This window comes from Mycobacterium sp. E796 (assembly GCF_001672815.1).
Taxonomy (GTDB): Bacteria; Actinomycetota; Actinomycetes; order Mycobacteriales; family Mycobacteriaceae; genus Mycobacterium.
Window position 1 is genome coordinate 1 of record NZ_LZKK01000192.1, and the last position, 25,712, is coordinate 25,712.

The 25,712-nt window shown below is 63.6% G+C and carries 18 protein-coding genes; 5 read left to right on the forward strand and 13 right to left on the reverse strand.

Annotated elements, in window-relative coordinates; translation table 11 throughout:
* On the reverse strand, positions 1-832 hold an 832-nt coding region (locus A5706_RS13980; RefSeq protein ID WP_156767114.1), incomplete at its 3' end, for an amidohydrolase family protein.
* A 117-nt stretch (positions 833-949) separates the two neighbouring features.
* Positions 950-1,471, reverse strand: coding sequence for an FxsA family protein (locus A5706_RS13985; protein WP_068131497.1), 522 nt, complete (start codon positions 1,469-1,471; stop codon positions 950-952).
* Between the two features lie 73 nt (positions 1,472-1,544).
* Between A5706_RS13985 and A5706_RS13990 the strand changes: the two genes are divergently transcribed.
* Positions 1,545-2,243 (forward strand): dienelactone hydrolase family protein, encoded by a 699-nt coding sequence (locus A5706_RS13990; protein ID WP_068131499.1) that lies wholly within the window; start codon positions 1,545-1,547, stop codon positions 2,241-2,243.
* A gap of 11 nt (positions 2,244-2,254) precedes the next feature.
* Here the strand turns inward: A5706_RS13990 and A5706_RS13995 are convergent, their stop codons facing one another.
* The 4 genes from A5706_RS13995 to A5706_RS14010 form a co-directional block, all read right to left on the reverse strand.
* The gene (locus A5706_RS13995; RefSeq protein WP_068131502.1) at positions 2,255-3,109 is read right to left on the reverse strand and encodes a type 1 glutamine amidotransferase domain-containing protein; all 855 of its coding nucleotides are present in this window, start codon (positions 3,107-3,109) and stop codon (positions 2,255-2,257) included.
* Positions 3,110-3,114: 5 nt separating this feature from the next.
* The gene (locus tag A5706_RS14000; protein WP_068131504.1) at positions 3,115-3,510 is read right to left on the reverse strand and encodes a PPOX class F420-dependent oxidoreductase; all 396 of its coding nucleotides are present in this window, start codon (positions 3,508-3,510) and stop codon (positions 3,115-3,117) included.
* 122 nt (positions 3,511-3,632) lie between these two features.
* Positions 3,633-7,208, reverse strand: a complete 3,576-nt coding sequence (cobN, locus tag A5706_RS14005; RefSeq protein WP_068131506.1) for a cobaltochelatase subunit CobN — start codon at positions 7,206-7,208, stop codon at positions 3,633-3,635.
* A 3-nt stretch (positions 7,209-7,211) separates the two neighbouring features.
* Positions 7,212-7,880, reverse strand: a complete 669-nt coding sequence (locus A5706_RS14010; protein ID WP_068131527.1) for a S9 family peptidase — start codon at positions 7,878-7,880, stop codon at positions 7,212-7,214.
* A 74-nt stretch (positions 7,881-7,954) separates the two neighbouring features.
* Between A5706_RS14010 and cobG the strand changes: the two genes are divergently transcribed.
* Genes cobG through A5706_RS14025 form a run of 3 tightly spaced genes read left to right on the forward strand, consistent with a single transcriptional unit; the run spans position 7,955 to position 11,164 of the window.
* On the forward strand, positions 7,955-9,064 hold the full coding sequence (gene cobG, locus A5706_RS14015) for a precorrin-3B synthase (protein ID WP_068131508.1): 1,110 nt from the start codon (positions 7,955-7,957) through the stop codon (positions 9,062-9,064).
* 4 nt (positions 9,065-9,068) lie between these two features.
* A complete protein-coding gene (locus tag A5706_RS14020) occupies positions 9,069-9,695 on the forward strand; it encodes a precorrin-8X methylmutase (RefSeq protein WP_068131510.1) in 627 nt (208 codons plus the stop codon).
* A complete protein-coding gene (locus A5706_RS14025) occupies positions 9,692-11,164 on the forward strand; it encodes a precorrin-2 C(20)-methyltransferase (RefSeq protein ID WP_068131512.1) in 1,473 nt (490 codons plus the stop codon). The genes A5706_RS14020 and A5706_RS14025 overlap by 4 nt, the downstream gene beginning before the upstream one ends.
* On the opposite strand, the gene A5706_RS14030 is transcribed toward A5706_RS14025, so the two are convergent.
* From A5706_RS14030 to A5706_RS14040, 3 genes are all read right to left on the reverse strand, one after another.
* Entirely contained in the window at positions 11,114-14,056 is a 2,943-nt protein-coding gene (locus tag A5706_RS14030) for an RND family transporter (RefSeq protein WP_369831864.1), read from the reverse strand. The two genes, A5706_RS14025 and A5706_RS14030, sit on opposite strands and share 51 nt — an antisense overlap.
* 38 nt (positions 14,057-14,094) lie before the next feature.
* A complete protein-coding gene (locus A5706_RS14035) occupies positions 14,095-14,526 on the reverse strand; it encodes an MmpS family transport accessory protein (RefSeq protein WP_068131514.1) in 432 nt (143 codons plus the stop codon).
* Positions 14,527-14,868: 342 nt separating this feature from the next.
* The gene (locus tag A5706_RS14040; protein WP_068131516.1) at positions 14,869-16,092 is read right to left on the reverse strand and encodes a bifunctional 2-polyprenyl-6-hydroxyphenol methylase/3-demethylubiquinol 3-O-methyltransferase UbiG; all 1,224 of its coding nucleotides are present in this window, start codon (positions 16,090-16,092) and stop codon (positions 14,869-14,871) included.
* Positions 16,093-16,798: 706 nt separating this feature from the next.
* Between A5706_RS14040 and A5706_RS35245 the strand changes: the two genes are divergently transcribed.
* Positions 16,799-16,915 carry a glycoside hydrolase family 99-like domain-containing protein gene (locus tag A5706_RS35245; protein ID WP_369831865.1) on the forward strand — a complete coding sequence of 39 codons (117 nt, stop codon included), beginning with the start codon at positions 16,799-16,801 and terminating at the stop codon, positions 16,913-16,915.
* A gap of 15 nt (positions 16,916-16,930) precedes the next feature.
* On the opposite strand, the gene A5706_RS14045 is transcribed toward A5706_RS35245, so the two are convergent.
* The 4 genes from A5706_RS14045 to A5706_RS34305 all read right to left on the reverse strand — a co-directional run.
* Positions 16,931-17,902 (reverse strand): putative sugar O-methyltransferase, encoded by a 972-nt coding sequence (locus A5706_RS14045; RefSeq protein WP_197517826.1) that lies wholly within the window; start codon positions 17,900-17,902, stop codon positions 16,931-16,933.
* A gap of 1,227 nt (positions 17,903-19,129) precedes the next feature.
* Complete coding sequence (locus A5706_RS32280) at positions 19,130-24,991, reverse strand: glycosyltransferase (RefSeq protein WP_082964364.1); 5,862 nt, start codon at positions 24,989-24,991, stop codon at positions 19,130-19,132.
* Positions 24,992-25,007: 16 nt separating this feature from the next.
* Positions 25,008-25,418: a hypothetical protein gene (locus A5706_RS33020; protein ID WP_156767113.1), complete on the reverse strand. Its 411-nt coding sequence runs from the start codon at positions 25,416-25,418 to the stop codon at positions 25,008-25,010.
* Positions 25,419-25,477: 59 nt separating this feature from the next.
* On the reverse strand, positions 25,478-25,712 hold a 235-nt coding region (locus A5706_RS34305; RefSeq protein WP_231985281.1), incomplete at its 5' end, for a hypothetical protein.

The following is a 25,712-nucleotide window of genomic DNA, read 5'->3' on the forward strand; positions in this document are numbered from 1 at the left end:
CGATGGCCTCGGGGTCCAGGTAGCAGGTGCCGTGGCGGTCCGGGGCGTCGGTGTAGGGCTCGTGCAGCCAGGCGGTGCGCGACCCCAGTGCGCCGTCGACGAACAGGTCGCCGGCCAGGCCGCGGGCGCCGGTCTCGTCGGTCAGCGCCCGCGCCTCGGCCGCCGTGGTCACCGCCTGGCCCCAGTAGCCGACGATCTCGACGCCGCCGTCGAGGTCGCGCAGCCCCAGCCAGTCGTCGACGCCGCCGATCTCGGGACCCGCGCATTCGTGCACCGCGACGATGCCGGCCGCGGCGACGGCCCGCAGCGCGGCCGTGCGGGCCTCGGTCAGCTGCTGGGGCGTCAGCAGGTCGCGGGCGACGGCGCGGACCAGATGGTGCGCGTCACCCACCAGCGGGCGCTGCGGGTCGAAGCCAGCCGCCGCGGGGAGATCCGCGACGTGACGCCGCAGCGCCGTGGAGGCCAGTGCGGAGTGGACGTCGATGCGGGTCAGGTAGGCGGGCCGGTCACCGAGGACGGCGTCCAGATCGGCGGTGCTCGGCGGCGCGTTCTCCGGCCACGACGATTCGTCCCAGCCGTGCCCCCACACCGGCCGGCCCGGGTGGGCGGCCGCGTAGTCGGCGACCAGCTGCAGGCACTGGGCGCGCGACTCGGCGGGTTGCAGGTTCAGGCCGCTGAGCGTCAGGCCCGTCGCGGTGAGGTGGATATGGCTGTCCACGAACGCCGGCGCCACGAAGCCGCCGTCCAGGTCCTCGATGTCGGCGCCCGGGAACTGGCTGCGGCCGACGTCGTCGCTGCCCAGCCAGGCGATGACATCGCCGCGGACCGCCATGGCGGTGGCGTCCGGGTGACTCGGGCTGTGCACCCGCCCGTTGACCAGCAGCGTGATGTCGTCGTCGGTCACAGGCCAAAACTACGTGTGGCTGTGCCTACTGAGGGGCCGGGCAAATTAATCCCACGCGGGGTTTCCGGGATATCCACCGCGCATCTCGCTGGGCAGGGCCGGCGCGCGGAAGTCCCGCACGTCCACGACCTCGCCGTCGATGTAGTCGGGCCGGGTATCGCGGGCCTCGGCTCCGAAAACCGTCGCGTCGGTGATCAGCGGCACCCGCCGCCGCAGCCCACGCATCCCGAGCGCGTTCAACCCCGGCGCGGCGACCCTCCGTATCGGCGGGACCAGCAACAAGAATCCCAAGGCCGTGGTGACCAGCCCGGGGACCAGCACCAGGGCGATGGCCAGCGTGACCAGCGCCCCGTCGCTCGCCGCAGTGCGCGGCTCGGTCAGCCCGGACCGCAATTGCCCGATTTGGCGGATGAGCTGTGATCCCGCCATCGGGGCCAGCACGACCCACCCGAGCATGAACGTGCCCAGCAGCGCCAGCAGCGTCCAGCCCCACCCGACCGACGAGACCAGCGCGATGACCGCCGCGAGCTCGACGACGGCGTAGATCAGAAACAGCCGCGACATCATGTGAGGCCAACGTGCGCGGCCCACCCGGGAGTTCCCCTGGTGGCGCCCGACACGGCTGCAGTTAGATGACGCTATGGCAACGATTCAGATCAACACCCCGGACGGATCGATTGATGCTTTATTGAACCTTCCCCCGGGCGAGGGCCCGTGGCCGGGGGTGGTGGTGATCCACGATGCCTTCGGTTACGGCCGGGACATGCAGGCGACCAACGAGCGCATCGCGCAGGCCGGCTACGTGGCCCTGACGCCGAACCTGTACGCCCGCGGCGGCCGCGTCCGCTGCATCACCAGGGTCATGCGGGAGCTGCAGACGAAGCGGGGTCGAGCCGTCGACGACATCCTGGCGGCCCGCGACCATCTCAAGGCGATGCCCGAGTGTTCGGGGTCCGTCGGCATCGCGGGCTTCTGCATGGGCGGGCAGTTCGCGATCGTTATGTCGCCCAAGGGTTTTGACGCCTCCGCACCGTTCTACGGCACTCCCCTGCGCCGCGACCTCGGCAAGACCCTGGAGGGGGCGTGCCCGATCGTCGCGAGCTTCGGCGCCCGTGACCCGCTGGGCAGGGGCGCCGCCGACAAGTTCCGCGAGGTGACCGCCGCGAAGCAGATAACGACCGACATCAAGGAGTATCCGGGCGTCGGGCACAGCTTCGCGAACACGCTGCCCGCCCAGCCGCTGCTTCGCATCGCGGGTTTCGGCTACGACCAGGCATCCACCGACGACGCGTGGAGCCGCGTCTTCGCCTTCTTCGGTGAGCATCTCAAAGCGGGCTGAGACACGTTGGATCACTTCAACTTCTGCGACACGACGGTCGCGAACGTGTGCGTGTCGCCGGGCCAGCGCGCCGACACGTAGCTGCCGTCGTCGACGACGAAGGCGGGCCGCGAATCGGTCGCGGTGTCACGCACCATGCCCGACGACTTCAGCCACCGGTGCGGCGTGCCGCCGCCGACGTCTTGGAAATCCGACGGATCCTTAAGCGCGCGAGTGACTTCCGACTGGACGGACATGTACCCGACGGGCTGACCGGGGCCCTCGGTGTAGGTTCGGTAGTAATCGCGATCCCAGACTCGGGTCAGCCGCGTGAGCCGCCAGGCCAGGCCTTCCATCGCCCACGTCAGCGCCGTGGTCTTGCGCCCGTAGAGCACCGAGCGCCCGGTGGCGGGATCGATGCTACGGGCGGCCAGAAGCACGCCGTGACAAATCGCGGCGACGATCAGCCCTCGCGCGAAGGCGTCCACGACGAGCCGCTGCAGGATGTCGCTGTCGATGTAACTGCGCATTCCCCGGGCGCGATGGCCGCCGGGCAGCAGCAGCGCGTCGATGCCGTCGAGGCCGGCTTGTGACCAGCTGACCGGGCGCTGGAATTCCGCCGAGCGCAGCATGTCCCGGTACGCCTCGCGGCCGTCCTTGTTGGCGCGCAGCATCAGCCCGACGACCGGGAGGCTGCCCAGCACCGGCAGCGCGGACCAGATGTCTAACCCGCGGCCGGTGACCATGATGTCGTCGGCGACGCCGGGCGCGCCGCTTTCGGTGGCGAATACCACCCGGTGTCCGTTGTCGGTGAGGACCCGCCAGCTGACGGCAACCTCGGTCGGGTCGAAGTCGCGGTCCGGGATCGGGATGAGGACGGTCCCCATTTGCCTTAGCTTGGCGCCACTTTCAGTTCGAGGCCGACGTTGTTGTCCATGCCGCCGCGCAGCTTGCTGAAGAAGTTGAAGACCTTGCCGACGATGCCGTACCGCTTGCCGATGGCGTCGTAGACGGCGGCGGTCTGCGACTTGTCGAGGATCGCCGCGGTGCCCTCGACCGCCTCGCTGGTCGGCCGGCCCTGCATGGTGCAGGTGGCCAGCGTGACCCGCGGGGTGTTGCGGATCCGCTTGACCTTCCACGACTTTTCTTGGGTGATGACCAGCAGCCGGTCGCCGCGCTGCTCGTCCAAAGCCGCCCAGATCGGCACCGGCTTGGGCCGCCCGTCCTTGGTGAAGGTGGTCAGCAGCAGGTATTGCGCCTTGGCGAGGTCGGCGAAAGTGGGGGTCACGTTGCCAACCTAACGCCCGTAGGGTCGTCGCGCGAGCAGACATAAAAGCGCCCGACACGCCCGAGGATTAGGCACTTTTGCGTCTGGTGGCCGGGCAGGGCCCGGCGAACACCGCTGGAGGATCAGCCCTCCAGGTCGCCCTCGGTTTCCAGCAGCGCCTGGCGCAACCCGTCGAGGGTTTCCGGGTGCGGCTGCGCCCACATGCCACGGGCCGCGGCCTCCAGCAGCCGCTCGGCCATTCCGTGCAGCGCCCAGGGGTTGGATTCGGCCATGAACTTGCGGTTCTCGGGGTCCAGCACGTAGCGCTCGGTCAGTTGCTCGTACATCCAGTCGGCCATCACCCCGGCGGTGGCGTCATAGCCGAACAGATAGTCCACGGTCGCCGCCATCTCGAACGCGCCCTTGTAGCCGTGCCGGCGCATCGCCGCCATCCAGCGCGGATTGACCACGCGAGCCCGGAAGACCCGGGTGGTCTCTTCCGACAGCGTCCGGGTGCGGATCGCGTCGGGCCGGGTGTTGTCGCCGATGTAGGCGGCTGGCGCCTGCCCGGTCAGCGCGCGCACCGTGGCGACCATGCCGCCGTGGTACTGGAAGTAGTCGTCGGAGTCGGCGATGTCGTGCTCGCGGGTGTCGGTGTTCTTGGCGGCCACCGCGATGCGTCGATACTGGCGGTTCATGTCGTCGGTTGCGGGCCGACCGTCCAGGCCGCGCCCGTAGGCGAACCCGCCCCACGCGGTGTACACCTGCGCGAGATCGGCATCGTCGCGCCAGTTGCGGCTGTCGATCAGCTGCAGCAGCCCGGCGCCGTAGGTTCCGGGCTTGGACCCGAATATCCTTGTGGTGGAACGGCGTTCGTCACCGTGCTGGGCGAGGTCGGCCTGGGCGTGGGCGCGCACGTAGTTGTCCGCGGCGGGCTCGTCGAGGTCGGCGACCAGCCGCACCGCGTCGTCGAGCATGGTGACGACGTGTGGGAAGGCGTCTCGGAAGAACCCGGAAATCCGCACCGTGACGTCGATGCGGGGGCGGCCCAGCTCGGTCAACGGAATGGGGGCCAGGCCCACGACGCGCCGCGACGCGTCGTCCCAGACCGGTCGAACGCCAAGCAGCGCAAGGACTTCGGCGATGTCGTCGCCGGCGGTGCGCATCGCCGAGGTGCCCCACACCGACAGCCCGACCGATTGCGGCCATTGCCCGTGGTCGGTCCGGTACCGGGCCAGCAGCGAATCCGCCAGTGCCACACCGGCTTCCCATGCCAGCCGGGACGGCACCGCTTTCGGGTCGACCGAGTAGAAATTGCGTCCGGTCGGCAGCACGTTGACCAGGCCGCGCAGCGGCGACCCCGACGGGCCGGAGGGAATGAACCGGCCATCCAAAGCCCTGAGCACCTGGTCGATTTCGGATGACGTGCCGGCCAGGCGGGGCACGACCTCGGTGGCCGCGAACCGTAGCACCGCCGCGACGTCGGCGTCGTCGGTGAGGCGTTCGGCGGCGGCGGGATCCCAGCCGCGGGCCTGCAACGCCGCGACCAATTCCCGCGCCGCGGCCTCGGTTTGGTCGACCGTGACGCGCTCGTCCGTGCCGTCCTCGGCCAGGCCCAGCGCCTGCCGCAAGCCGGGAATGGCATGCTCGCCACCGAACAGCTGGCGCGCCCGCAGGATGGCCAGCACCAGGTCGAGTTCGGCTTCCCCCGTGGGCTTTTGGCCCAGCACGTGCAGTCCGTCGCGAATCTGGACATCCTTGATCTCGCAGAGCCACCCGTCGACGTGCAGGATCATGTCGTCGAACGCGTCGTCGGCGGGCCGTTCGGTCAGCCCCAGGTCGTGGTCCATCTTGGCGGCCCGGATCAGCGTCCAGATCTGCTGGCGGATGGCGGGCAGCTTGCCGGGATCCAGGGCCGCGACGTTGGCGTGCTCGTCGAGCAGCTGCTCCAAACGCGCTATGTCGCCGTAGGTTTCGGCGCGCGCCATCGGCGGGATGAGGTGGTCGACGAGCACGGCGTGCGCCCGCCGTTTGGCCTGGGTACCCTCGCCGGGGTCGTTGACGAGGAACGGGTAGATCAGCGGCAGGTTGCCCAGCGCGGCGTCGGATCCGCAGGCCGCCGACATGCCGAGCGTCTTGCCCGGCAGCCACTCCAGGTTGCCGTGCTTGCCCAGGTGGACTATCGCGTCGGCGTGAAATCCGGTGTCCAACCACCGGTACGCAGCCAGGTAGTGGTGGCTGGGCGGCAGGTCCGGGTCGTGGTAGATGGCGACCGGATTTTCCCCGAAGCCGCGGGGCGGCTGGACCATCAGGACGAGGTTGTCCGCTTGGATGGCGGCGATGACGATCTCGCCGTCGGGGTCTGCCGTGCGGTCGACGAAGAGGTCGCCGGGCGGTGGGCCCCAGTGCTCGACCACGGCGTCGGCGAGCTCGGTAGGCAGCGTCGCGAACCACTCGCGATAGTCCTTGGCGGACACCCGAATCGGGTTGCCGGCCAGCTGCCCTTCGGTGAGCCAGTCGGGGTCCTGTCCCCCGCGTTCGATCAGCGCGTGGATCAGGGCGTCGCCGTCGTTGGCCTCGACGCCGGGCAGCTCGCCCACCTGATACCCGCGTTCGCCCATCGCGCGCAGCAGCGCGACCGCGCTGGCCGGGGTATCGAGCCCGACCGCGTTGCCGATACGGGCGTGCTTAGTCGGGTAGGCCGAAAACACCAGGGCCACACGCTTTTCCGCCGGTGGGACGTGCCGCAGCCGCGCGTGCCGGATGGCCAGACCCGCGACGCGCGCGCAGCGTTCCGGGTCGGCGACGTAGGCGATCAGCCCGTCGTCGTCGATCTCCTTGAACGAGAACGGAACGGTGATGATGCGCCCGTCGAACTCGGGCACCGCGACCTGGCTGGCGACGTCGAGCGGGCTCAGGCCGTCGTCATTGTCGCGCCATTGGTCGCGGGGGCTGGTCAGGCACAAGCCCTGCAGGATCGGGATGTCCAGCGCGGCAAGGTGTTCGACGTTCCAGCTGTCATCGGAACCACCAGCCGCCGCCTCGGCGGGCCTCAGCCCGCCGGCGGCCAGCACGGTGACCACCATGGCGTCGGCGTCGCTGAGCCGTTGCAGCAGTTCGGGTTCGGCGGTGCGCAGCGAGGCGCAGTAGACGGGCAGCGCTCGGCCGCCGGCGTCTTCGATGGCCCGGCACAGCGATTCGATATAGGCGGTGTTGCCGGCCAGCTGCTGCGCGCGATAGTAAAGCACCGCGATGGTGGGGCCGTCACCGTTGGCGGCGTCCGGGCGCGGCAGCTCTCCCCAGGTCGGCGTCACCACCGGCGGGGTGAATCCGAAGCCGGTCATCAGCACCGTGTCGGAGAGGAAGGCGTGCAACTGGCGCAGGTTCTCCACGCCGCCGTGGGCCAAATAGATATGCGCCTGCACCGCGATGCCGGCCGCCAGCGTGGACAGGCCGGTCAGCTCGGCGTCGGCGGCCTGCTCGCCGCTGACGAGCACCGTCGGGACGCCGCTGCTGATTACCGCGTCGATGCCGTCCTGCCAGGCGCGATAGCCGCCGAGGATCCGGACGACCACGATGTCGGCGTCGGCCAGCAGGTCCGGGAGTTCCTCGTGCGAGAGACGCGACGGGTTGGACCACCGATAGTTTTTGCCGCTGGACCGGGCGCTGATCAGGTCCGTGTCGGACGTCGACAGCAGCAGGATCTTCGGCTCAGCCACCCGTCATTCGTACCGCAGCGTCGCGGCGATGCGCGCGGCGACCTCGCCGGCCACCTCGAGCGCCGGCCCGCCCGTCGCGGGCACATAGCGATCCGCGACCGCGTCGTAGTCGGCGCCGGCGATCGACCCGTGATCGGCGGCCAGCTCCACCAGCTCCACCGGCCAACCGGCCTGCTGCAGGTCGGCGGCGAATGCCCTGCTGGCCGACACCGGCACCGCGTCGTCGGCGAGCCCGTGCAGCAGCGTGAACGGCGAGCGCGCGCGGTCGGGCGACACCATGTCCGTCGGCGCGCGACCGGAGATCGGGTCCGGGGCCATGAAGGCCCCGGCCAGGCAGACCGTGTGCGCGAGGGTCACGTCGAGGCCCCCCAGCGTTACGGCCGCCGCGGCGCAGCCCCCCAAGGACCACCCGACCAGGACCAACGGGCCGCCATGCGCGTGCTCCCGGGTGAACTCGAGCGACCGCAACAGGTCCGCGCGGCCGCCGTCGTCGGCGTGTGAGTTCCAATCCGGCGCCACGACCGCGGCGCCGCGTTCGGCGAGCAGGCCGGCCAGTGGCCTAACGGCGGCGCGGGCGTCGGTCTGCATGCCGTGCCACAGCAGGATCGTGGGTTGCGCCGAATCGCCGAAGACATCGACCAATCGTCCCGGGGCGTACTCCACCGTCCTCACGGGCAACAGAGTGCCCACACCAGGCCCGCGCCGAACCTGCGCGAAACGGAGGCGCGGAGTCGTACCGTAGGCGAATGGTCCGCGCGCGTGAAACCGACGCCTGCCCGGGCGCGCTGCAGGTGCATCAGGCCGCCGACGGCGCGCTGGTGCGGGTGCGCTTGCCCGGCGGCCGGATCAGCGCCGCGCAGCTGGCGACGCTGGCGGGCCTCGCCGGTCAGCGCGGCTCGGGAACGCTCGAGCTGACCGCCCGCGGCAACGTGCAGCTGCGGGCGGTCACCGACGTGGCGGCGGTCGCCGAGGCGCTCGCGCAAGCCGGGTTGCTGCCGTCGCCGACGCATGAGCGGGTCCGCAACATCGTGGCGTCGCCGCTGTCCGGCCGGGTGGGCGGGCGTGCCGACGTGCGCGAGTGGGTGAGCGAGCTGGACGCGGCGATCTGCGCCGAGCCCAGGCTCGCCGAGTTGGGCGGCCGATTCTGGTTCAGCCTCGACGACGGCCGCGCCGACGTGTCCGGGCTGGGCGCCGACGTCGGCGTGCATGCCCTGGACGACGGCGCCGCGCTTGTGTTGGCGGGGCGGGACTCCGGTGTTCGGCTGGCCGTCGCCGACGTGGTGCCGTCGCTGGTCGCGCTCGCGCTGCGGTTCATCGAGGTACGCGGGAACGCTTGGCGCGTAGGCGAATTGGCTGACGTTGAGGCGCTGTGGCCCGGCGCCGAACTCGGCGCGCCGTTTCCGGCCGTCACCAAACCCCAGGTGGGCTGGATCGGCCAGGATGACGGCCGGGTGGCGCTGGGCGCCGCGGTGCCGCTGGGCGTGCTGCCCGCGCGAGTCGCGGAATACCTGGCCGCCATCGAGGCCCCGCTGGTGGTCACGCCGTGGCGATCGGTGCTGGTGTGCGATCTCAGCGAGGAGGTGGCCGACGTCGCGCTGCGCGTGCTGGCGCCGCTGGGCCTGGTTTTCGACGAGCACTCCCCCTGGCTGAGCGTCAGCGCCTGCACCGGCAGCCCCGGCTGCCGGCACTCGGCCGCCGACGTGCGGGCCGACGCGGCGATGTCGTTGGAGCCGGATTCCCCGGTGCACCGCCACTTCGTCGGCTGCGAGCGCGCGTGCGGCAGCCCGCCCGTCGGGCAGGTTCTGGTCGCGAGCGGGCAGGGCTATCGGCTGCTGCGCGACCAGCACCTAAGGTGAGCGGGTGCTCGACTACATCCGCGACGCGGCCGAGATCTATCGCCAGTCGTTCGCGGCCATCCGCGCCGAAGCAGACCTGACGCGGTTCCCCGACGACGTCGCGCGGGTGGTGGTCCGGTTGATCCACACCTGCGGCCAGGTCGATGTCGCCGACCACGTCGCCTACACCGACGACGTGGTCGCGCGGGCCGGCGAAGCGCTGCGCGGCGGCGCGCCGGTGTTGTGCGATTCGTCGATGGTGGCAGCCGGGATCACCGCCGCGCGGCTGCCCGCCGGCAACGAGGTCGTGTCGCTGGTGGCCGATCCGCGCGCCCCCGAGCTGGCCGCGCGCCGGCAGACCACCCGTTCGGCGGCCGCCGTCGAGCTGTGGGCGGGGCGCCTCGCCGGCGCGGTGCTCGCCATCGGTAACGCCCCCACCGCCCTGTTCCGGCTGCTGGAGCTGATCGACGAGGGCGCCTCCCCGCCGGCCGCGGTGCTCGGCGGGCCGGTCGGATTCGTCGGATCCGCGCAGTCCAAGCAGGAGCTCATCGAGCGTCCGCGGGGCATGTCGTACCTGGTAGTGCGGGGACGTCGCGGGGGCAGCGCGATGGCCGCGGCCGCCGTCAACGCGATCGCGAGCGACATCGAATGAGCGCGCGCGGCACCCTGTGGGGGGTCGGGTTGGGGCCCGGCGATCCGGAGTTGGTGACGGTGAAGGCCGCCCGGGTGATCGGCGAGGCCGACGTGGTGGCCTATCACAGTGCCCGGCACGGCCGCAGCATCGCCCGCGGAATCGCCGAGCCGTATCTGCGGCCCGGGCAGATCGAGGAGCACCTGATCTACCCGGTGACCACCGAGGCGACCGACCATCCCGGCGGCTACGCCGGCGCGATAGAAGACTTTTATGCGGACTCGACGCGGCGCATCGCCGCGCACCTGGACGCCGGTCGCGACGTGGCGCTGCTCGCCGAGGGCGACCCGCTGTTCTACAGCTCCTACATGCATTTACACACCAGGCTGACGCAGCGGTTCGACGCCGTCATCGTCCCTGGTGTGACGTCGGTGAGCGCCGCCTCGGCGGCCATCGCGACCCCGCTGGTGGCCGGCGACGAGGTGCTGTCGGTGCTGCCCGGCACCCTGCCGGTGGCCGAGCTGACCCGGCGCCTCGCGGACGCCGACGCAGCTGTCGTGCTCAAGCTGGGTCGTTCGTATCATGCTGTGCGGGAGGCACTTTCGGCGTCCGGACAGCTTGACGATACGTTCTACGTCGAGCGGGCCAGCACGTCGGGACAGCGCATCCTGCCCGCGGCGGACGTCGACGAGGCCGGCGTGCCCTACTTTTCGCTGGCCATGCTGCCCGGCGGCCGCCGGCGCGAATCGCTTTCGGGCACGGTCGCGGTCGTGGGCCTGGGGCCCGGTGACCTCGACTGGATGACGCCGCAGAGCCGCCGGGAACTGGCCGCCGCGACCGATCTGATCGGCTATGCCGGCTATCTGGATCGCGTGCCAGTCCGCGACGGCCAGCGGCGCCACCCCAGCGACAACACCGACGAACCGGCGCGGGCGCGGCTGGCCTGCGCGCTGGCCGAGCAGGGGCACGCCGTCGCCGTGGTGTCGTCGGGCGACCCGGGCGTGTTCGCGATGGCGACCGCGGTGCTGGAGGAAGCCAAACAGTGGCCGGGAGTGCGGATCCGGGTCATCCCGGCGATGACGGCGGCGCAGGCCGTCGCCAGCCGGGTCGGCGCTCCGTTGGGCCACGACTACGCGGTGATCTCGTTGTCGGACCGGCTCAAACCGTGGGCCGTGATATCCGAGCGGCTGGCCGCCGCGGCAGCCGCCGATCTGGTGCTGGCCATCTACAACCCGGCATCCAAGTCGCGGACCTGGCAGGTCGGCGCCATGCGCGACCTGCTGATGGCCCACCGCGAACCCGGCACGCCCGTGGTCATCGGCCGTAATGTGTCCGGGCCCGACGAAGACGTCCGCGTGGTGCGGCTCGCCGATCTCGACCCCGCCGACGTTGACATGCGCTGCCTGCTGATCGTCGGGTCGTCGCAAACCCAATGGCACTCAGACGATTTCGGAGACCGGGTGTTTACCCCTCGGCGATACCCCGCCTGAATCCGCGCCTGGGCCGACCGCGTCGGCGTCGTGCCTCGGTGGCTTGGTGGTCGCCTCCGATTCCTCACCCAGAAGGAGTGAACGAACCAGGCGGCGCGGCCCAAAGGGTCGAAGCATGTAGCTCGCCGGGCGCGGTCGCACGCGTTGCGGCCACCAGAACCAGCGCCCAAGGAGCGCGGCGATCGACGGCGTCATCAAGGAACGCACGACGAGAGTGTCGAATAGCAGTCCGAGGCCAATAGTGGTGCCGGCCTGCCCGATTGAGCGCAGATCGCTGGCCGCCATCGACATCATGGTGAACGCGAACACCAATCCCGCCGCCGTGACGACACCACCGGTCCCCCCCATCGAGCGAATGATGCCGGTCCTCAGCCCGGCGCCGATCTCCTCCTGGAACCGCGAAACTAACAGCAGGTTGTAGTCGGATCCAACGGCCAGCAGAATGATCAAGCCGAACACCGGTGCGATCCAGTTAAGTTCCAGACCGAAGAGGTGCTGCCACACCAGCACCGACAGCCCGAAGGCGGCACCCAGCGACAACAGTACCGTCCCGACGATCACCAGGGACGCGACCAGCGCCCGGGTGATGATCACCATGACCGCGAAAATCAGTGTCAGGGCAGCGATTCCGACGATCAGCAGGTCGTATTGGGAGCCGGCCTGGATGTCGCGGTATATCGCCGCCGTCCCGGCGAGGTAGAACTTCGCACCGGTGAGCGTCGTTCCCTTCACGGCTTGGTGCGCGGCGTCGAGTTCGGGCTTGACGGCCGAAATTCCCGCCGGGGTTGCCGGGTCCGCGTCGTGGGTGATGATGAAGCGCGCGGCCTTACCGTCCGGCGACAGGAAGAGCTTCAGGCCGCGCTGGAAGTCGGGGTTCTGGAAGGCTTCCGGGGGCAGGTAGAAGTAGTCGCCACTCCTGGACGCGTCGAAGGCCTGACCCATTGCGCTCGCCGTATCGGTCATCTGGGTCAATTGCGTGACCAGGCCCGAGAAGCTGCTGTGCATGGTGAGCAACGTTCCCTGCATGGACTTCGCGACCGCGATCATCGGCGGGAATTGGGCCTGCATCTGAGGCAGTATCGCGTCGACGTTGTTCACGTCGTTGATCAGCGTGCGCATGTTCGAGCTGAACTTGTCCACGCCGTCGATCGCCTCGAACACCGACCTCGAAGCCCAGCAGGCCGGGATGTTGAAACAGTGTGGTTCCCAGTACAGGTAGCTGCGGAACGGTCGCGCGAAGTCGTCGAAGTCTGCGAGATGGTCCCGCATCTCGTCCAGCGTGGATTGCATGTCGCCCATGTCGCCGACCATGTGATGAGTGGTGCCGCTCATCTGTCCCAGCAAGGTCTGCATGCGCTCCATTGAGCCGATCATCGCGCCGAGATCGTCGCTCATCTTGAGCATGTCGGCCGTGCGCTCCTTCATGAATTGAAGGTTCTGCTGGATCGGAATCGATTGCGCGCTGATCTGAAACGGGATCGACGTGTGCTCGATCGGCCCGCCGAGCGGCCGGGTGATGCTTTGCACCATCGCGATTCCCGGTGAGCGGAAGACATCTTTGGCGATCCGGTCGAGGATGATCATGTCGCCGCTGTTGCGCATGTCGTGATCGCTCTCGATCATCAGGATGTCGGGATTCATTGTCGCGGCGCTGAAATGGCGCTCCGCGGCCGCATACCCGATATTCGACGGCAGATTGGCGGGTATGTAGTAGCGGTCGTTGTAGCTGATCTTCATGCTGGGCATGACCAGGATGCCGACGATGGCGATGGCAAGCGACGCCGCGAACACGGCACCGGGCCAGCGCACCGTCGCGGTGCCGATGCGCCGCCACCCGCGCGTCTTGATCATCCGTCTCGGGTCGAGCAAACCGAACCGGCTGGCCACGGCGACGACGGCCGGCGCCGCGGTCATCGCCCCCGCGACGACGACGAGCAGCCCCAGGGCCGACGGGATGCCCAGCGCCTTGAAATACGACAGCCGCGCCAGGTGGAGGCAGAAGGTGGCTCCGGCGATGGTCAGCCCCGAGCCCAGGATGATGTGCGAGGTGCCACGGAACATCGTGTACCAAGCGGTTTCTCGATCCTGCCCGGCCTGGCGGGCCTCCTGGTACCGCCCGATGAGGAAGATCGCGTAATCGGTCCCCGCCGCGATCGCCAACGACGACAGCATGGCGACGACGAACGTCGAGAACCCCAGCAGCTCGTTGTTGCCGAGCAACGCGACCAATCCCCTGGCCGTGCCCATCTCGAAGCCGACCATCACCAGCACCAGCAACACCGTGCTGATCGAACGATAGGCGATGAAGAGCATGATCATGATGACCACGCCCGTCACGCCCATCATCTTGAACATGCTCTTGTCGGCGGCTTCGTTCATGTCCGTCGTCAGCGGTGCCGGACCCGTGACGTAGACCTTGAGCCCCTTGGGAGGCTCCGACTGGTCGACGATCTTCCGCACCGCGTCGACGGACTGGTTGCCCAGCGTGCTGCCCTGGTTGCCGGCCAGATTGAGTTGGACGTAAGCGGCTTTGCCGTCGCGGCTTTGGACGCCGGCGGCGGTGAGCGGATCGCCCCACACGTTCTGCACGTGCTGCACGTGTGTCGGATCGGCCTGCAACTTTTGGACCAATCCGTCGTAGTAACGGTGCGCCTCGTCGCCCAGGTCTTTGTCGCTCTCCAGGACGATCATCGCGATGCCGTCGGAGTCCGACTCGTGGAATTTCTCGCCGATGCGCTTGGCGGCGATCATCGCCGGCGCGTCTTGGGGCGACATGGTGACCGCATGCTTGCGGGCGACCGACTCGATCGGCGGGACGAGCACATTCAAGGCGACGGTCAGCAGCAGCCAGCCGATGATGATGGGCCACGCGAACCTGCGGACGAAGCGCATGAACCTCGGGCGGGCTTGGATATCTGGGTTATCGGTGTTCATGCGGCCTTCACCAGACAGGAGGTTTGTGCGTGGTGCCCGGCCGATGACCTCTCGTCCTTGACCTCGCCGTTGACGGTGATGCGGCACCCGATGTTGTCGCCGTTGCCCTGCGCCACCACGCTGGCGATCACCGCCGGCACCGTGGTGGTAACCGTGAGAGTCCACGGCAGGCTGCTGAAATCGGCCTGTTCGGGCTGTGCCTTCTTGTCGAGGTAGCTCACGCTTCCTGTCGTGTCGTTGGGCCCGTAAATCTCGTAGGTCACCCGCTTCACGTGCGACGGCTCGAGCGGTTCGGCGCTGCTGCCGGTCGCGGTGAATATTGCGTCGGAGCCGAAAACGCCGCGGAGTCGATTGACGGCGATGCCGCCGAGGGCGACTGCGACGACGACGACAAGCGGCACCCAGGACCGCTTGAGAACAGCCAACATCGGTTTTTCCTTTCGCTCGTCGCCTAGTCCTACTGCGGAGTCCGAGCCCCTATTGACGCCGCCAATAGGGCCGTACGGCCTGCAACTGGCAGCCCGCTAACACACGTCGGGCGTCAGCTCGCAGGCCTACCCGCTACTTAGTTATACCATACCCCGTAGGGTATCTCTAGCGACGGGGTTCAGGGTCGCACGGACGCACCATTGATCTGCAGCAGGGAATTGCCGGCGGACCGCACGCGATGACCGGCGGTCAGGCGCTATTTGAACAAATTATATTGGCTAACAGCGCGAGTCGGTGGCAGCAGCTTCGGCCCGAGTGGTCACACAGCGCAGCCGCCCTGCCTAATCCGCCGGATCTTCCTTCAGAGTCATCGCCACGAAGTCCAGCCGCCACAGCGACTCGAACATGCTGCGACCGAACTCCTCCAGGTCACGCTTGCTCGCGCCGGGCGACTCCCCGCTCTTGGCGACCCGATCAGCGATCTGACGTATCGTGTGCCGGCCATCGACATGCTGCAGGAAGTGCAGTTGAGCCGGCGTGACGGTCGTGCGCCAATTCGGCCGAAAGATCTCCTGCCCCTCGATGCCGCAGCGCATCCGCATCCGCGGAACGTACTCGAGGCACTCGGGAGTAGAGAAACTGATCTCGTAACTCTTCTTGGGCCGGTCCGAACGGCAGGCCATGAAGAAATGGGCACCGTTCATCACGTGGAGACGCTCGACGAAGGCCCACAGCCTGGCCTCGGGCAACGCGCTCACCGCTTGATGGAGCGAACTCCCGGGTCTGAACCAATCATGCGGGTAATACGGGGCCTTGATGAACCATCCCTGGAATGCCAACCCAGCCGACGTCACAAGATCGATGCAGTCATCGACGGTGTAATTGCGTTCTGGGCCGTGCAGGAAGGTCTCTGCCAGGGCGGCGTCGGACTGGGCGGAAACCGGCGCCATCTTGAAGTACCTGTGGACGGGGTGTTCTAGCGGGAGCGCTGAGATCACTTCTTTGACCATCTGGACCGATGCGGCGTCGTCGCCCATGCCCAGATCACGGAAGGCCGCTTGCAGCATTTCGACGCCTATTCGGCCGGACTTCGCATAAAGCATCACGCCCAGAGCGCCGTCTCGCCGTAGACAACCTCTAAGTGCCTTCATGCCCGCCACTGGGTCTGGCAAGTGGTGCAAGACGCCGGTTGACACAATCAGGTCGAAGTTGCGCTTAAGCGATGAGAGCTCCTCTATCGGGAGCCGATGCAGTTCCAGGTTCCGCAGGGCGTACTTGTCTTTCAGATATTGCGCGTGGTCCAGCGACGGTTGACTGATATCGACCGCCACCACCTTTGCGGAACGGTTATTGTACGCGAAAACCGCGGCCTGGTTGGTACCGCAGCCAGCGATCAAAATATCCAGATCGGGCTTATAGTCGCGGTCGGGCCACAAAGTCGAGTGAGCGTGGACCGGGTCGAACCATTCCCAGTTGCTGTCGGTCCATGCCTCAAGGTCTTGTATGGGTTCGGGGTACGCCTCGTACCGGCGGGAGATGACGTCTGTGGTCCGTTGTTCGTTCATTGCGGAGGTAGGGCCCTTCCGGTCGAGTCTTGATCGAGGTCCAGGGTCCGTGGTCAGTTCCGAGCTGTGTCACGGGGCGGGCCCCCCATCGTGGGGATTATCGGTTACCGCTGGTACTGCCCGCAAGGAAACGGTGCGATTCCCTCTGGGCACGTTCGGCGCGGTCCATCGTCGGACCGCAGCTGGGCGGACGGAAAGAGCGGTTTGCGGATCGAGGCCGCAGCGTCGTCGGGTAAGCGACGCCGGCGACTCGCCAAGTGGTGGAGACGTTTTCGGCTGAGACGCTAGATTCGTTGATCAAGGACGCGGTGAAGTCGGGGACGCCGATCGACGCTGCGGACGACTTGTTGAAGTGGGCCGCAGCATCATGCTGCGGGGGGATGATTGCCCATTTGAGTCGAAGAACGTCATCGAGGTCGGAGGAGGATTCTCCTCGGCCCGCATGCTTGACGCCGTTGATCATGTCGGTCTCAGCGGCTCGCATTGACCTGCATCGATCCAGGCGCCGGTCGGCTTCGCGAGGAAGACACGCCCGGTCTCGTAGTATTCGGCGATCTGCCCATGCCAACCGCCGCTGGGGGTGACACGACATGGTTGAGGAAGGTTGGCGGTGCGTCGAAAGTATCGGCCAGGTCCGGATGAGCGCCGCGCTCCCTGGACCGGCGGCGTAGCCGCGTCAGCCCCACGCTGCGTGCCGGATCAGCGCGTGTTGCGCGAACGATGGGAGCCTGGCCAACGCGTCATATTCGTCAACGCTTGGAATGAATGGGCCGAAGGCGCGGTGATCGAGCCGGATCAGAATTTTGCCCGTGGCCGTCCCTAGGCGATCGCGTCAGCATTAGGATTCAAAGCGTGAAGGCGCAATCTGCGCCACCTCCTCGACATATCCTCGCCTCATCCAGCATGGGTTCCGGGTACATGTTTGGAGATTTGAGCGCCCCGTGAGCAAATCGGTCACCCGGAAGGCGTTGGCTTCATGGTTGATCGAAAAGAATGTACTAGCACACTCGAATATCTTCTCGATGTATGCGGACGCAATGGAAATGTCCATCTCCGTAATCGAGTCGATATTTATGATCAGATCAAATTGTCGATCCGATTCGAGAAACGCCTGTGGCGGGATGATCTTAATTCGCCTATCCGCGTCTACGAAAGCCTCGTCACATAGCGAAATCGCATCTTGGCCAACCACTCGTCCAAGCCAGTAGGCTTGCGAAACCGAAGTAAGTGGAAGGTCAACAATGGTATAGTCTGCGATCCCAAGTTCGCGGGCATAGTAGGCGGTTCTGCCTAACCCGGCTCCGATCTCGGCCACCCGGGGATTTGATATCTCCCTAGTGAGTTGCTTAATTCTCCACGCCTGATATAGTGCCTGGCTCGTACGGTAGGAAATCACCCCGCGCGACGTTTGGATTCCATGTTCATGAGGGAAGGGGTTCGGGACCGAGAACCGCCATCCGGAAACGCGTTCGATTTTCTCGAGCAAATCCTCGGCTTTGAGTACGACGACATCGCGGATTGAATAGGCTTCCGGGTTATCCAGCGGGATCGCCCCGATCGCCTCGGCAAAACGGGCCAACGCGTCGATCGCGGGGATCACATTGTGACTGGGATCGGATTCGTGGGAATCCGTTTCGACAAAGGAACTGTCGAAGCCGTGATACAAATTAGTCGCGCCGGGGTTTCTCAGGATAGCTGCGGCTTGATCCAGGTCGCCTGCAGAAAAAACTTGCTCGACGTCCGATTTCCATTGATTGAACGTTCCCCATACGGAATTGCCGAGGTCGCCTGGCGCTGCGGTCGATTTCATGTACGCTCTTATGGCTCTTGAAATAAGAGGATAATCGTCCCCAACCGCGGTGCCTACCGACCAACCATAAATAGGGTCAAGCGATTCTAGTCTGCGATCCACAATCATACTTCGCCATATCTTTCTGATGAAATTGGGATTAGTTTAGCAGCATTGTCAATCGAGCGGGGCGTGCCGGGCCAGGGCGATCACCCAGGTCAACATTGACGAGCTCGGAGGAGAGGGGAATCCCAAGGCGGGCGGAATGTGATTCTTAGGTCTTTTCGTTGCAGAGCGAGGCCACCCATGCCGCAAGCGTCAGGCTCCAAGAGCCTTCTGCATCATTATTCCGCAATGAAGGACCCGCGCCAGAGCTGGCCGGGTGCTCTATCCGCTGCGGGGAGATCCTGCTCCTGGTGCTGTACGCACGCTGGCTGGGATGGAGAACTTTGTCGAGATCACGGCTGTGGGGCAGGGAGCGTCTGGCGTTTCTGCGCCGGTTCCTGCCCCGTGAGCGCGGCGTGCCATCACACCGTCGTCGTCGAGTCCGCCGATCCCGCGATACGGTGTGGATTTGTGGGCCGCGCAATATGAGCCGCTGCGATGGTGGCGATGGCGAATGCTTGCCGGCGGATGATCCGACGGTGGCGCGAATTTCAGCCTGCATAAAATAGGTGTTGGTCGAAAACTCGACGGCGCCCATGTAACTTAACATCAGGCTCATACCCTCGCGTGCCAATAGCGTTGCGGTATCCCAGTCGGCAGTAATTGCCCATCCGTGCGGAACGCCCGGTGAAATAACACGCCGAATTTGGTTGGTCGGGCCGAAAATGTTATCCGACATTCCGAATCGTTTCCGGTGTCGTGCTCGACTCCGCCGGACAAAAACCCGCCGCTAGCGACTCCAACGCTGTAAATCAATTCATTGCGCATCGTACCGATTTAATGCATTTCCGTTCGGGACTTCGCCGAGCGCCTGTAGTGCGGTGATGGTGGTTGCGGCGTCGGTGCCGTAATTAACCGTCGTCGTCCCGGCGGTTTGAAAACCTCACTGTATCCAAACGAACTTGTGCGCCCTCTCAACCACACCTCACCTAATTGGCAGTTCAGCACTATAAGGGGCTGTTCAGCCTCTGCGAGGAGTATGGCGACGTTGCGCATGCCACCGATGACGTCCCAGTCGGAGCCCCCAACTCAACGGCCAACCGCTGACACGTTTCCGCAGGCTGGGGCGAAGATCCGGTAGATCTAGAGGTACAGATCTGAGATGCAGAGCACTTCGTCGAGGCTGGCGGTGCGCAGCTCGGCGCCCGCAGCCGGTCGGCCAGGTTGGGTGGGCGGATCGGGGTCACTGTTTTGCACACCGCGGGCCCGATCCAGGCGTGCGGTGTCGAACATCGCCGGGCCGGTGGCCATCGCCTCGGTGAGCAGGTAGCGACCGGTGTCGGGTGCCCGGCGCACCGCCTCCTCCGCTGCGCAGACACCGGTGAGTTTGACCGCGTCATCGAAGTTGATGCCCACCTGAAACACCTGTGGTTCGGCCTCGAGCACCGCGGTCAAGCGGGTGATGAAGTTCTCGGGGGCAAAAAACCGCCAGCCTTCGCCCAGGTGCAGCCAGAACCGTCCGTCAATCTGAGCGCGCAGCTGCGCCAGCAGGGGGGCGGGCTTGTCGCCGGATCGGCGACGGGCGAACTCGAGAAACCCGTACCGCTTCCGCATCCTCGCGCGGTCGGCGGCGGACAGGCCGGCATCGAGCACCACAAAGCGCCCGACCCGCGACACATCGAGGCAGCAGTTCAAAAACGAATTCAGAGTCTGCTCGGTGGTCTCCCGGTCCGGCCCGGCGATCAGGCTGACGACCACCTCGGCCTGACCGGGACCTGCGGCCAGGGACTGCACCAGGGCTTCGGGGTAGGCCGACGCCGCTTCGAGCATGGCCGGCACCGAAACATCGCGGTTGGCGGCAATCCGTTGCCGATCAGGCTCAGGCAAGTCGGGGCGGCCCAGCAGACGCCGGCACAGCGCAAACGCCTCGGCGGGCCTGCCGAGCTGGGATGCGCACACAGCCTGCTCATCGGTTTCGCGCCAGGCGTAGAGCTCTGAGATATCTGCGGGGAGGAAGAGGTCCTCTTCGGGAAAGGGAATTTCGGCGGCACGCGCACGCCAATCCGCTTCCAACAGATCTGCGAGTTCCGCCGCGACCTTTGGCAGGTTTGTCTGAGAGCCGAAAAACCAGTCAACTTTGGGTTTCGAGCGCCATCCGGCTTGCGGGTCTGTCTCCCATCGTTGTGCGATATTCGTGAGGAGAACCGCGACCTCATCCATGTCGAATCGATCGAAGCTCGTGATGTTCTCGTGCAGTGCCGACAAGTTTTTGTTTTCATAAGAGTTCGTGATCACGCGCATACCGGCTTCGGCCATCTCCAGCGGCGGATAGCTTGGGTGCGGGGAAATCATCAAGGAAACGCCTATCGCACTGCGCGACAAGAGCTGCCCATATTCCGATAGAGAAAGCTTTCCGAGCACCTCTATACTATCGCTGCATTTGAATGGAGATGCAGCTAGATCTTCACCAACGGCCACGAACCGCCAGTTCGACCAGTACTTTTCATCACAGGAAGTTACCTGGTAAACCAGCGCGTCGATGAACTCGTAGCAGTTGCGAACTACCTCCGGGCGTAGGTAGAGAAGGACGATCCGTTCCTTCGCTGTTCCACGGCTTATCGCCCCAGTAACTCCGCGATTAATGCCGGGCTGAAGCACGAATTGCGTTGTCGCGTGAAAAAACCCTCTCGAACGGAAGGAGTCGGCAAGAATGGGCGTGTTGAAAATTGGTATCGTCACTTCTGGCTGGAGATAAGTCGCCTGCGCAAGTACATATCTGGTCGACCAAGGATAAAAGCCTGGTTCGAAATCCTGCACCATATAAAGCAATTTGCTTCTTGTCTCCGGGAAGCACCGGCGTTGCCAGTCGATGATTTCAAGCGCTGCTGCTGCATTCCACCAGGCGCTTACTAGGAAGAAGTCATGTCGCCTAACGTCGAGGTAGTAAGTACCCGTGACCCTGAATTTTCCATCCAGGACGACGTTTGCATCCTCGAATTCGCCGCCCGTCGGAGCCACGACGATGTGGTCTGCTAGGGGAACGAAATTATCGCTGAGAGAGTTATCAGTGCAGATCATGCGGCCATCCACACGGCCGTCAAAGGCTTGCAAAAGGGCTTTATACATTTCGAGCGCGGTAGCCACGCCACCATAGGCACGGTCGGGTTCAACCGTTGGAAGCACTAGATTGAGACGTGGTTTTTCTGATTGGGCACGGCGCGGCGCAAATGGACTGCATTCGGGGAAATGAGCAGATATTCCCCTTAAAATCTGCTGCGGCGGGTTGATGCGCACGACAGGAAGATCTTCCAGATTCACCTGCTGTGCAGCGCCGGGTGCCGCCAACTGGGTCCTTATCCAGCCGTAGCCGGCATATTCAACAAAATAGAAAAACGCTCGTTCGATCGCGTGTGCGAGCGTGCCATCTATCTGGGCTTCCTCCGGATCGAAATGGGCGAGGTCCAATCCGAGGTCCACAAGATCAGCCAAAGCCGCGGTCCTGAACCAGAACATCGAACCGCTTGCGAATTCTAGTAGCGAATCCTGGTGGATGGTTTCACCTACGAGTGAAAGCAAGCCGCTCACCATCGCGAAATCCTTCCCCCAATTGATTTGCGGCGAGATGGGCTGGAAATCTTTGGGAGCTACGGCACCGATTTCGGTATTTGCAAAAAGGGCCAAAGTGTTGTCGACGATCATCTTTGTACCTGCATTGCCCCTCATGAGATAATCCCGCCAGTCATCGCGGCCATGCACATAATGTTTCGAACGCTTTGTATGAAGGTGTAAGCCGATGTCGACCGATTTCAGACGATCCTTGTACCCGATCAGCATCGGTGCGATGTCGCGGCCACGGTTTGGGGTAACGCGTATTTCAAAATCGTGAACGCAGTTGCGAAGAAACGCTTGCCGAATAATTCGCGCTTTTGCGTACTGATCGGTGGTGATGAATACCTGACAGGGGGGTCTAATGCGATTGGCGAGTTCGGCAAAATCCGTTGCCAGCTCCTCGTAAAACACATGCGCGAAAACGCCGACCGAAAAACGGCTGGTGTCAGGAGCGCGGCCGTGGGACACGATGTTGTGGGCGTCTTGGCCAATATAAACCCCCTCCATTCCGCGGTAGCGACGAACGGACGTGTTTGGAGGTTGTGGGGCGCGTGCTTTGCGCCCCTCACGCCAGCCGCTGGTGAGGAAATGGCGGAGTGGCTCCTTACCGCTCTCGAGCACGTCAGGATAGGCCGAGAGATAGTAATTCGTTTCGAACAGCGGATGAGGGGATGTTCTTTCACGCCAGCCGCTGGCCAAGTAATGACTCAGCGGGTTTAGGCCGGCGGCTCGCACATCGCCTCGCTGTTTCAGATACCAGGAACTGGAGAAATGCGGATGTGGTGAAATTGCTCCGTTCCGTTCCGCGAAATCGACAAGTGCCAGCTTTTTACCGTTCACGATTGCAAATCGTGTCGGCTCTCCCGCTCGGTTCCAGTAATACTGCGGATCAATATAAAAACTCGGTTCAACTTCACTTTGTCCAGCGAGATAATCTGCGAGCAGGTCGTTGGACACCGGCGCCACGAGCCCCAGTCGCTCGGCAACGAACGGAAGATCTACGAGGCGGTGGGGCGACGCCAGCTCCCGATAGCCAAACAGGACATAGTGAGAAAGAGGGTCCAGTCCGCCAAGGCGGCCTTCCATGCTGAGCGCGTAAAATTGTGTATCAAACAGCGGGTTGGGGTAATTTCCCTCACAGTGACCGGTACTGATATAATGGACTAACGGTTCTGTGTTGACTGAGTAACGCGTCCGATACCAATCCGACCAAAAAAGCGGGTGCGGGCGAATTCCGGTCTTCCAGCCCGTCTCTATGTACCAGAGGACAACGCTCCCACAATAGTCAGCGTCCACGTCCAGCAACGAGTCTTGGTCTAGCTGGCGCCTGATCCATTTGGGGTCGATAAGCGGATGCGGCTTGTCGCCGCGAGCCTCTCCGTGCTCTAGGAAACACGTTAACGCGTCAACTTCGCAGCACTCGAACCCATCGATTTGTGCCAAGTAGAACTTCGCGTCGAAGTAAGGCGATGGGCTCAGATAGAGCCTCCACCCCTCTGTCACATAATGGTCTATCCCCTCTTTCAGATAATGGTCTGTCCTCGTGCTGGCACCGAAGTGCCGATTGGAGATGACCGAATACCAGTCCGGATCGAAGAATCGAGCGAGCATATCTGTGATCGGCACGCTTTCTGATTCACCCAACTCACTGGGCAAACACTGTGACGCCACGTGTAGATTCATTAAATCTTCATTCATTAAATCAAGATTCTTATTGAAGTATGGATCCCCCGACTCGTGGTAGGGTTTGTAGTATTTCAACGACCGGTCATAGTCACCCTGTATAGAATTGTACGATATGCTTTCAAAATTATAGAGAGAGGCGAATGGCCAATATATATTCTTATAGCCTGCTTCGTGGAGGCGCAAGCAAAGCGCAATATCACTACCCGCCATCTGGAATAATTCGTCCAAGCCGCCGACTTGATCATATCTACTCTTCTTTACAGCAAGACAAGCACCAGTGACGGCAAGGTAATTACGGGGCCACTGCGGCAGGCCGAAATCCGTCCATTCATCGAACTGCCTGTGACGGAAGACATGCCCAGCAGCGCCCATACCTAAAACAATCCCGGCATGTTGGATGCCGTTTTTCTTGTCAGGATAATAGAGTGTCGGGCCGACAGCGCCGACGCCTGGCTGCATCGCGACGCCGATAAGTTCATCCAGCCATTCGTGGGTAATAATTTCGGTATCGTTACTTAAGAGCACTATATACTCACCCGATGCCTCGGAGACACCAAAGTTATTTATCTTAGAATAATTAAACGGATGATCCCAAATAAATACCTTGCAGTGCTTATTTCTTCTGTATTTATCTAGCAGTTTATGTGTTAACGCCTCAACGCTATTGTTCGACAGCAAAATTAACTCGTAGTTCTTGTAGCTTGTTTTCTCTATGATACTGTCGACACAACGCGCTAACAAATCTGGCTTATCGTTAAATGGAATGATGATTGAAACTTTTGGCTGTTTTTTTGGTAGCTTATATTTCAGCCGGTAACTGGTGGGCCGTTCCGGAATTCCAATCACCTCGGCCGCGATATTTCTTCGCGTAACCGCTTCCGCAAGTGCTCGCTGACCCGCTGTATCTGCATGCTTTTTCTCGCCGACTGCTATTGCCGTCGAACCTACCGCCTGACGCCAATGGTACAGCATTTTCGGTATATGAAAGATGTCATCCGTCTGCTCGGTGAGGCGAAGGAGAAAGTCGTAGTCTTGTGCACCATCAAATTCCGATCGCAGTCCACCTACTTTGTTTATAAGAGTTTTTTTCACTACTAGGAAATGGGTGATGTAATTGACGCCGAGTAATAGATCCGGCGACCAATCCGGCTTAAAAAATGGCTGTAAGCGGTACTTTCCGTCATCCGATAACTTATCTTCGTCACTATAGATAATGTCCGTCTGAGGCCTCTTATTATATGCAATGACGACTTCCTCGATTGCATGCGGCGATAGCGCATCATCATGATCAAGGAGTCCTACAAAGATACCGTTTGTCGCTTCTATGCCAACATTTGTATTACCTGAAATACCTAGATTTGTATTAACCGCCTTATAGATGATCCGTTTGTCTTCTTTTGCATATTTTTCTATAGCTTTTTTCCGCTCGTTATCTGTTGAACCGTCAGCAAGGATCAGTTCCCAGTTTGAATATGTCTGCTCAACTAATGATTCGATGAGTGGTGCGATATATTTCTCAGGTGTATTGAAAGTCGGCACCACTATACTGATCAGCGGTCTTTTCGCAGACTCGGGTAGAGTCTCCCATTTAGTCGGCTCAACTTTTCGAATCCAAGCGCTATAGGAGATACTTGTAGGAACTACTACTCGTGGTGGATTGATTGTGTGATTAACGCGTTTGGCTACACGATGCAATGAGGGATGGTTCACGATTATCTCCCTTATTCTATCCCTTCAATGGCATGGTTATATTTGCTGCTACTTCGCAAAATAGCATTACTTTTCCGTATTGCGGAACGCATGTGTCGGCAAAGTCGTGAAGTAGGGGGGTCTGACCTGGGCTGTTGCAGGTGTGGACACACGGGACTGGCGTGGTTACAAGGCGGTCACGGCAGGGACCCCCTTGCTCGAGGTTGTAGAAGATTGGGCTTTTTGGCGGCTCCAAGCCGTACTGAACGGGAAGGTTTGCGCCCAGGACGATGGTGCGGCGATCGTCGAGGTGGAAGCGGTTGGTCAGCACCGAGTCATGGCCATGCGCCAAAAGCGCATGGTGCAGTGCCTCGGCGACCTCGTTCAAAGCTTCGCCGCCAATGTCGTGATGGGAGGGAGATGACACGATCGCGACGGCGAAACGCATGAATGCAAGGTACAGCAATGAGATTGGGCTTGACCCCGTTTTGTTACCGGCCAGACCACTTAGCCGCCTCCGCCGGTGCAGCCGTTCAGACGGGTTGGCCGGCCACGCCGCCGGTGCCGCCTGCGCCACCCGCTCGGTTCGAGGGCGTTACCGCCGGTATCGCGCGCGAGAACCGAGCGCATCTGCCGAATACACAAATTGGACATAGTCACAACCGCGCGACCGGTGAGGGGACGGTTCCAAAACTGGACCGCGATTTCACTCGTGGAGGTCATGTCATCGGTGTCGAACGAC

Coding starts and splice junctions, on each gene's coding strand:
- A5706_RS13985 (WP_068131497.1), bottom strand. CDS start 1,471: ATGATGTCGCGGCTGTTTCTGATCTACGCCGTCGTCGAGCTCGCGGCG.
- A5706_RS13990 (WP_068131499.1), top strand. CDS start 1,545: ATGGCAACGATTCAGATCAACACCCCGGACGGATCGATTGATGCTTTA.
- A5706_RS13995 (WP_068131502.1), bottom strand. CDS start 3,109: ATGGGGACCGTCCTCATCCCGATCCCGGACCGCGACTTCGACCCGACC.
- cobG (WP_068131508.1), top strand. CDS start 7,955: ATGGTCCGCGCGCGTGAAACCGACGCCTGCCCGGGCGCGCTGCAGGTG.
- A5706_RS14025 (WP_068131512.1), top strand. CDS start 9,692: ATGAGCGCGCGCGGCACCCTGTGGGGGGTCGGGTTGGGGCCCGGCGAT.
- A5706_RS14030 (WP_369831864.1), bottom strand. CDS start 14,056: ATGCGCTTCGTCCGCAGGTTCGCGTGGCCCATCATCATCGGCTGGCTG.
- A5706_RS14035 (WP_068131514.1), bottom strand. CDS start 14,526: ATGTTGGCTGTTCTCAAGCGGTCCTGGGTGCCGCTTGTCGTCGTCGTC.
- A5706_RS14040 (WP_068131516.1), bottom strand. CDS start 16,092: ATGAACGAACAACGGACCACAGACGTCATCTCCCGCCGGTACGAGGCG.
- A5706_RS14045 (WP_197517826.1), bottom strand. CDS start 17,902: ATGAAATCGACCGCAGCGCCAGGCGACCTCGGCAATTCCGTATGGGGA.
- A5706_RS33020 (WP_156767113.1), bottom strand. CDS start 25,418: ATGCGTTTCGCCGTCGCGATCGTGTCATCTCCCTCCCATCACGACATT.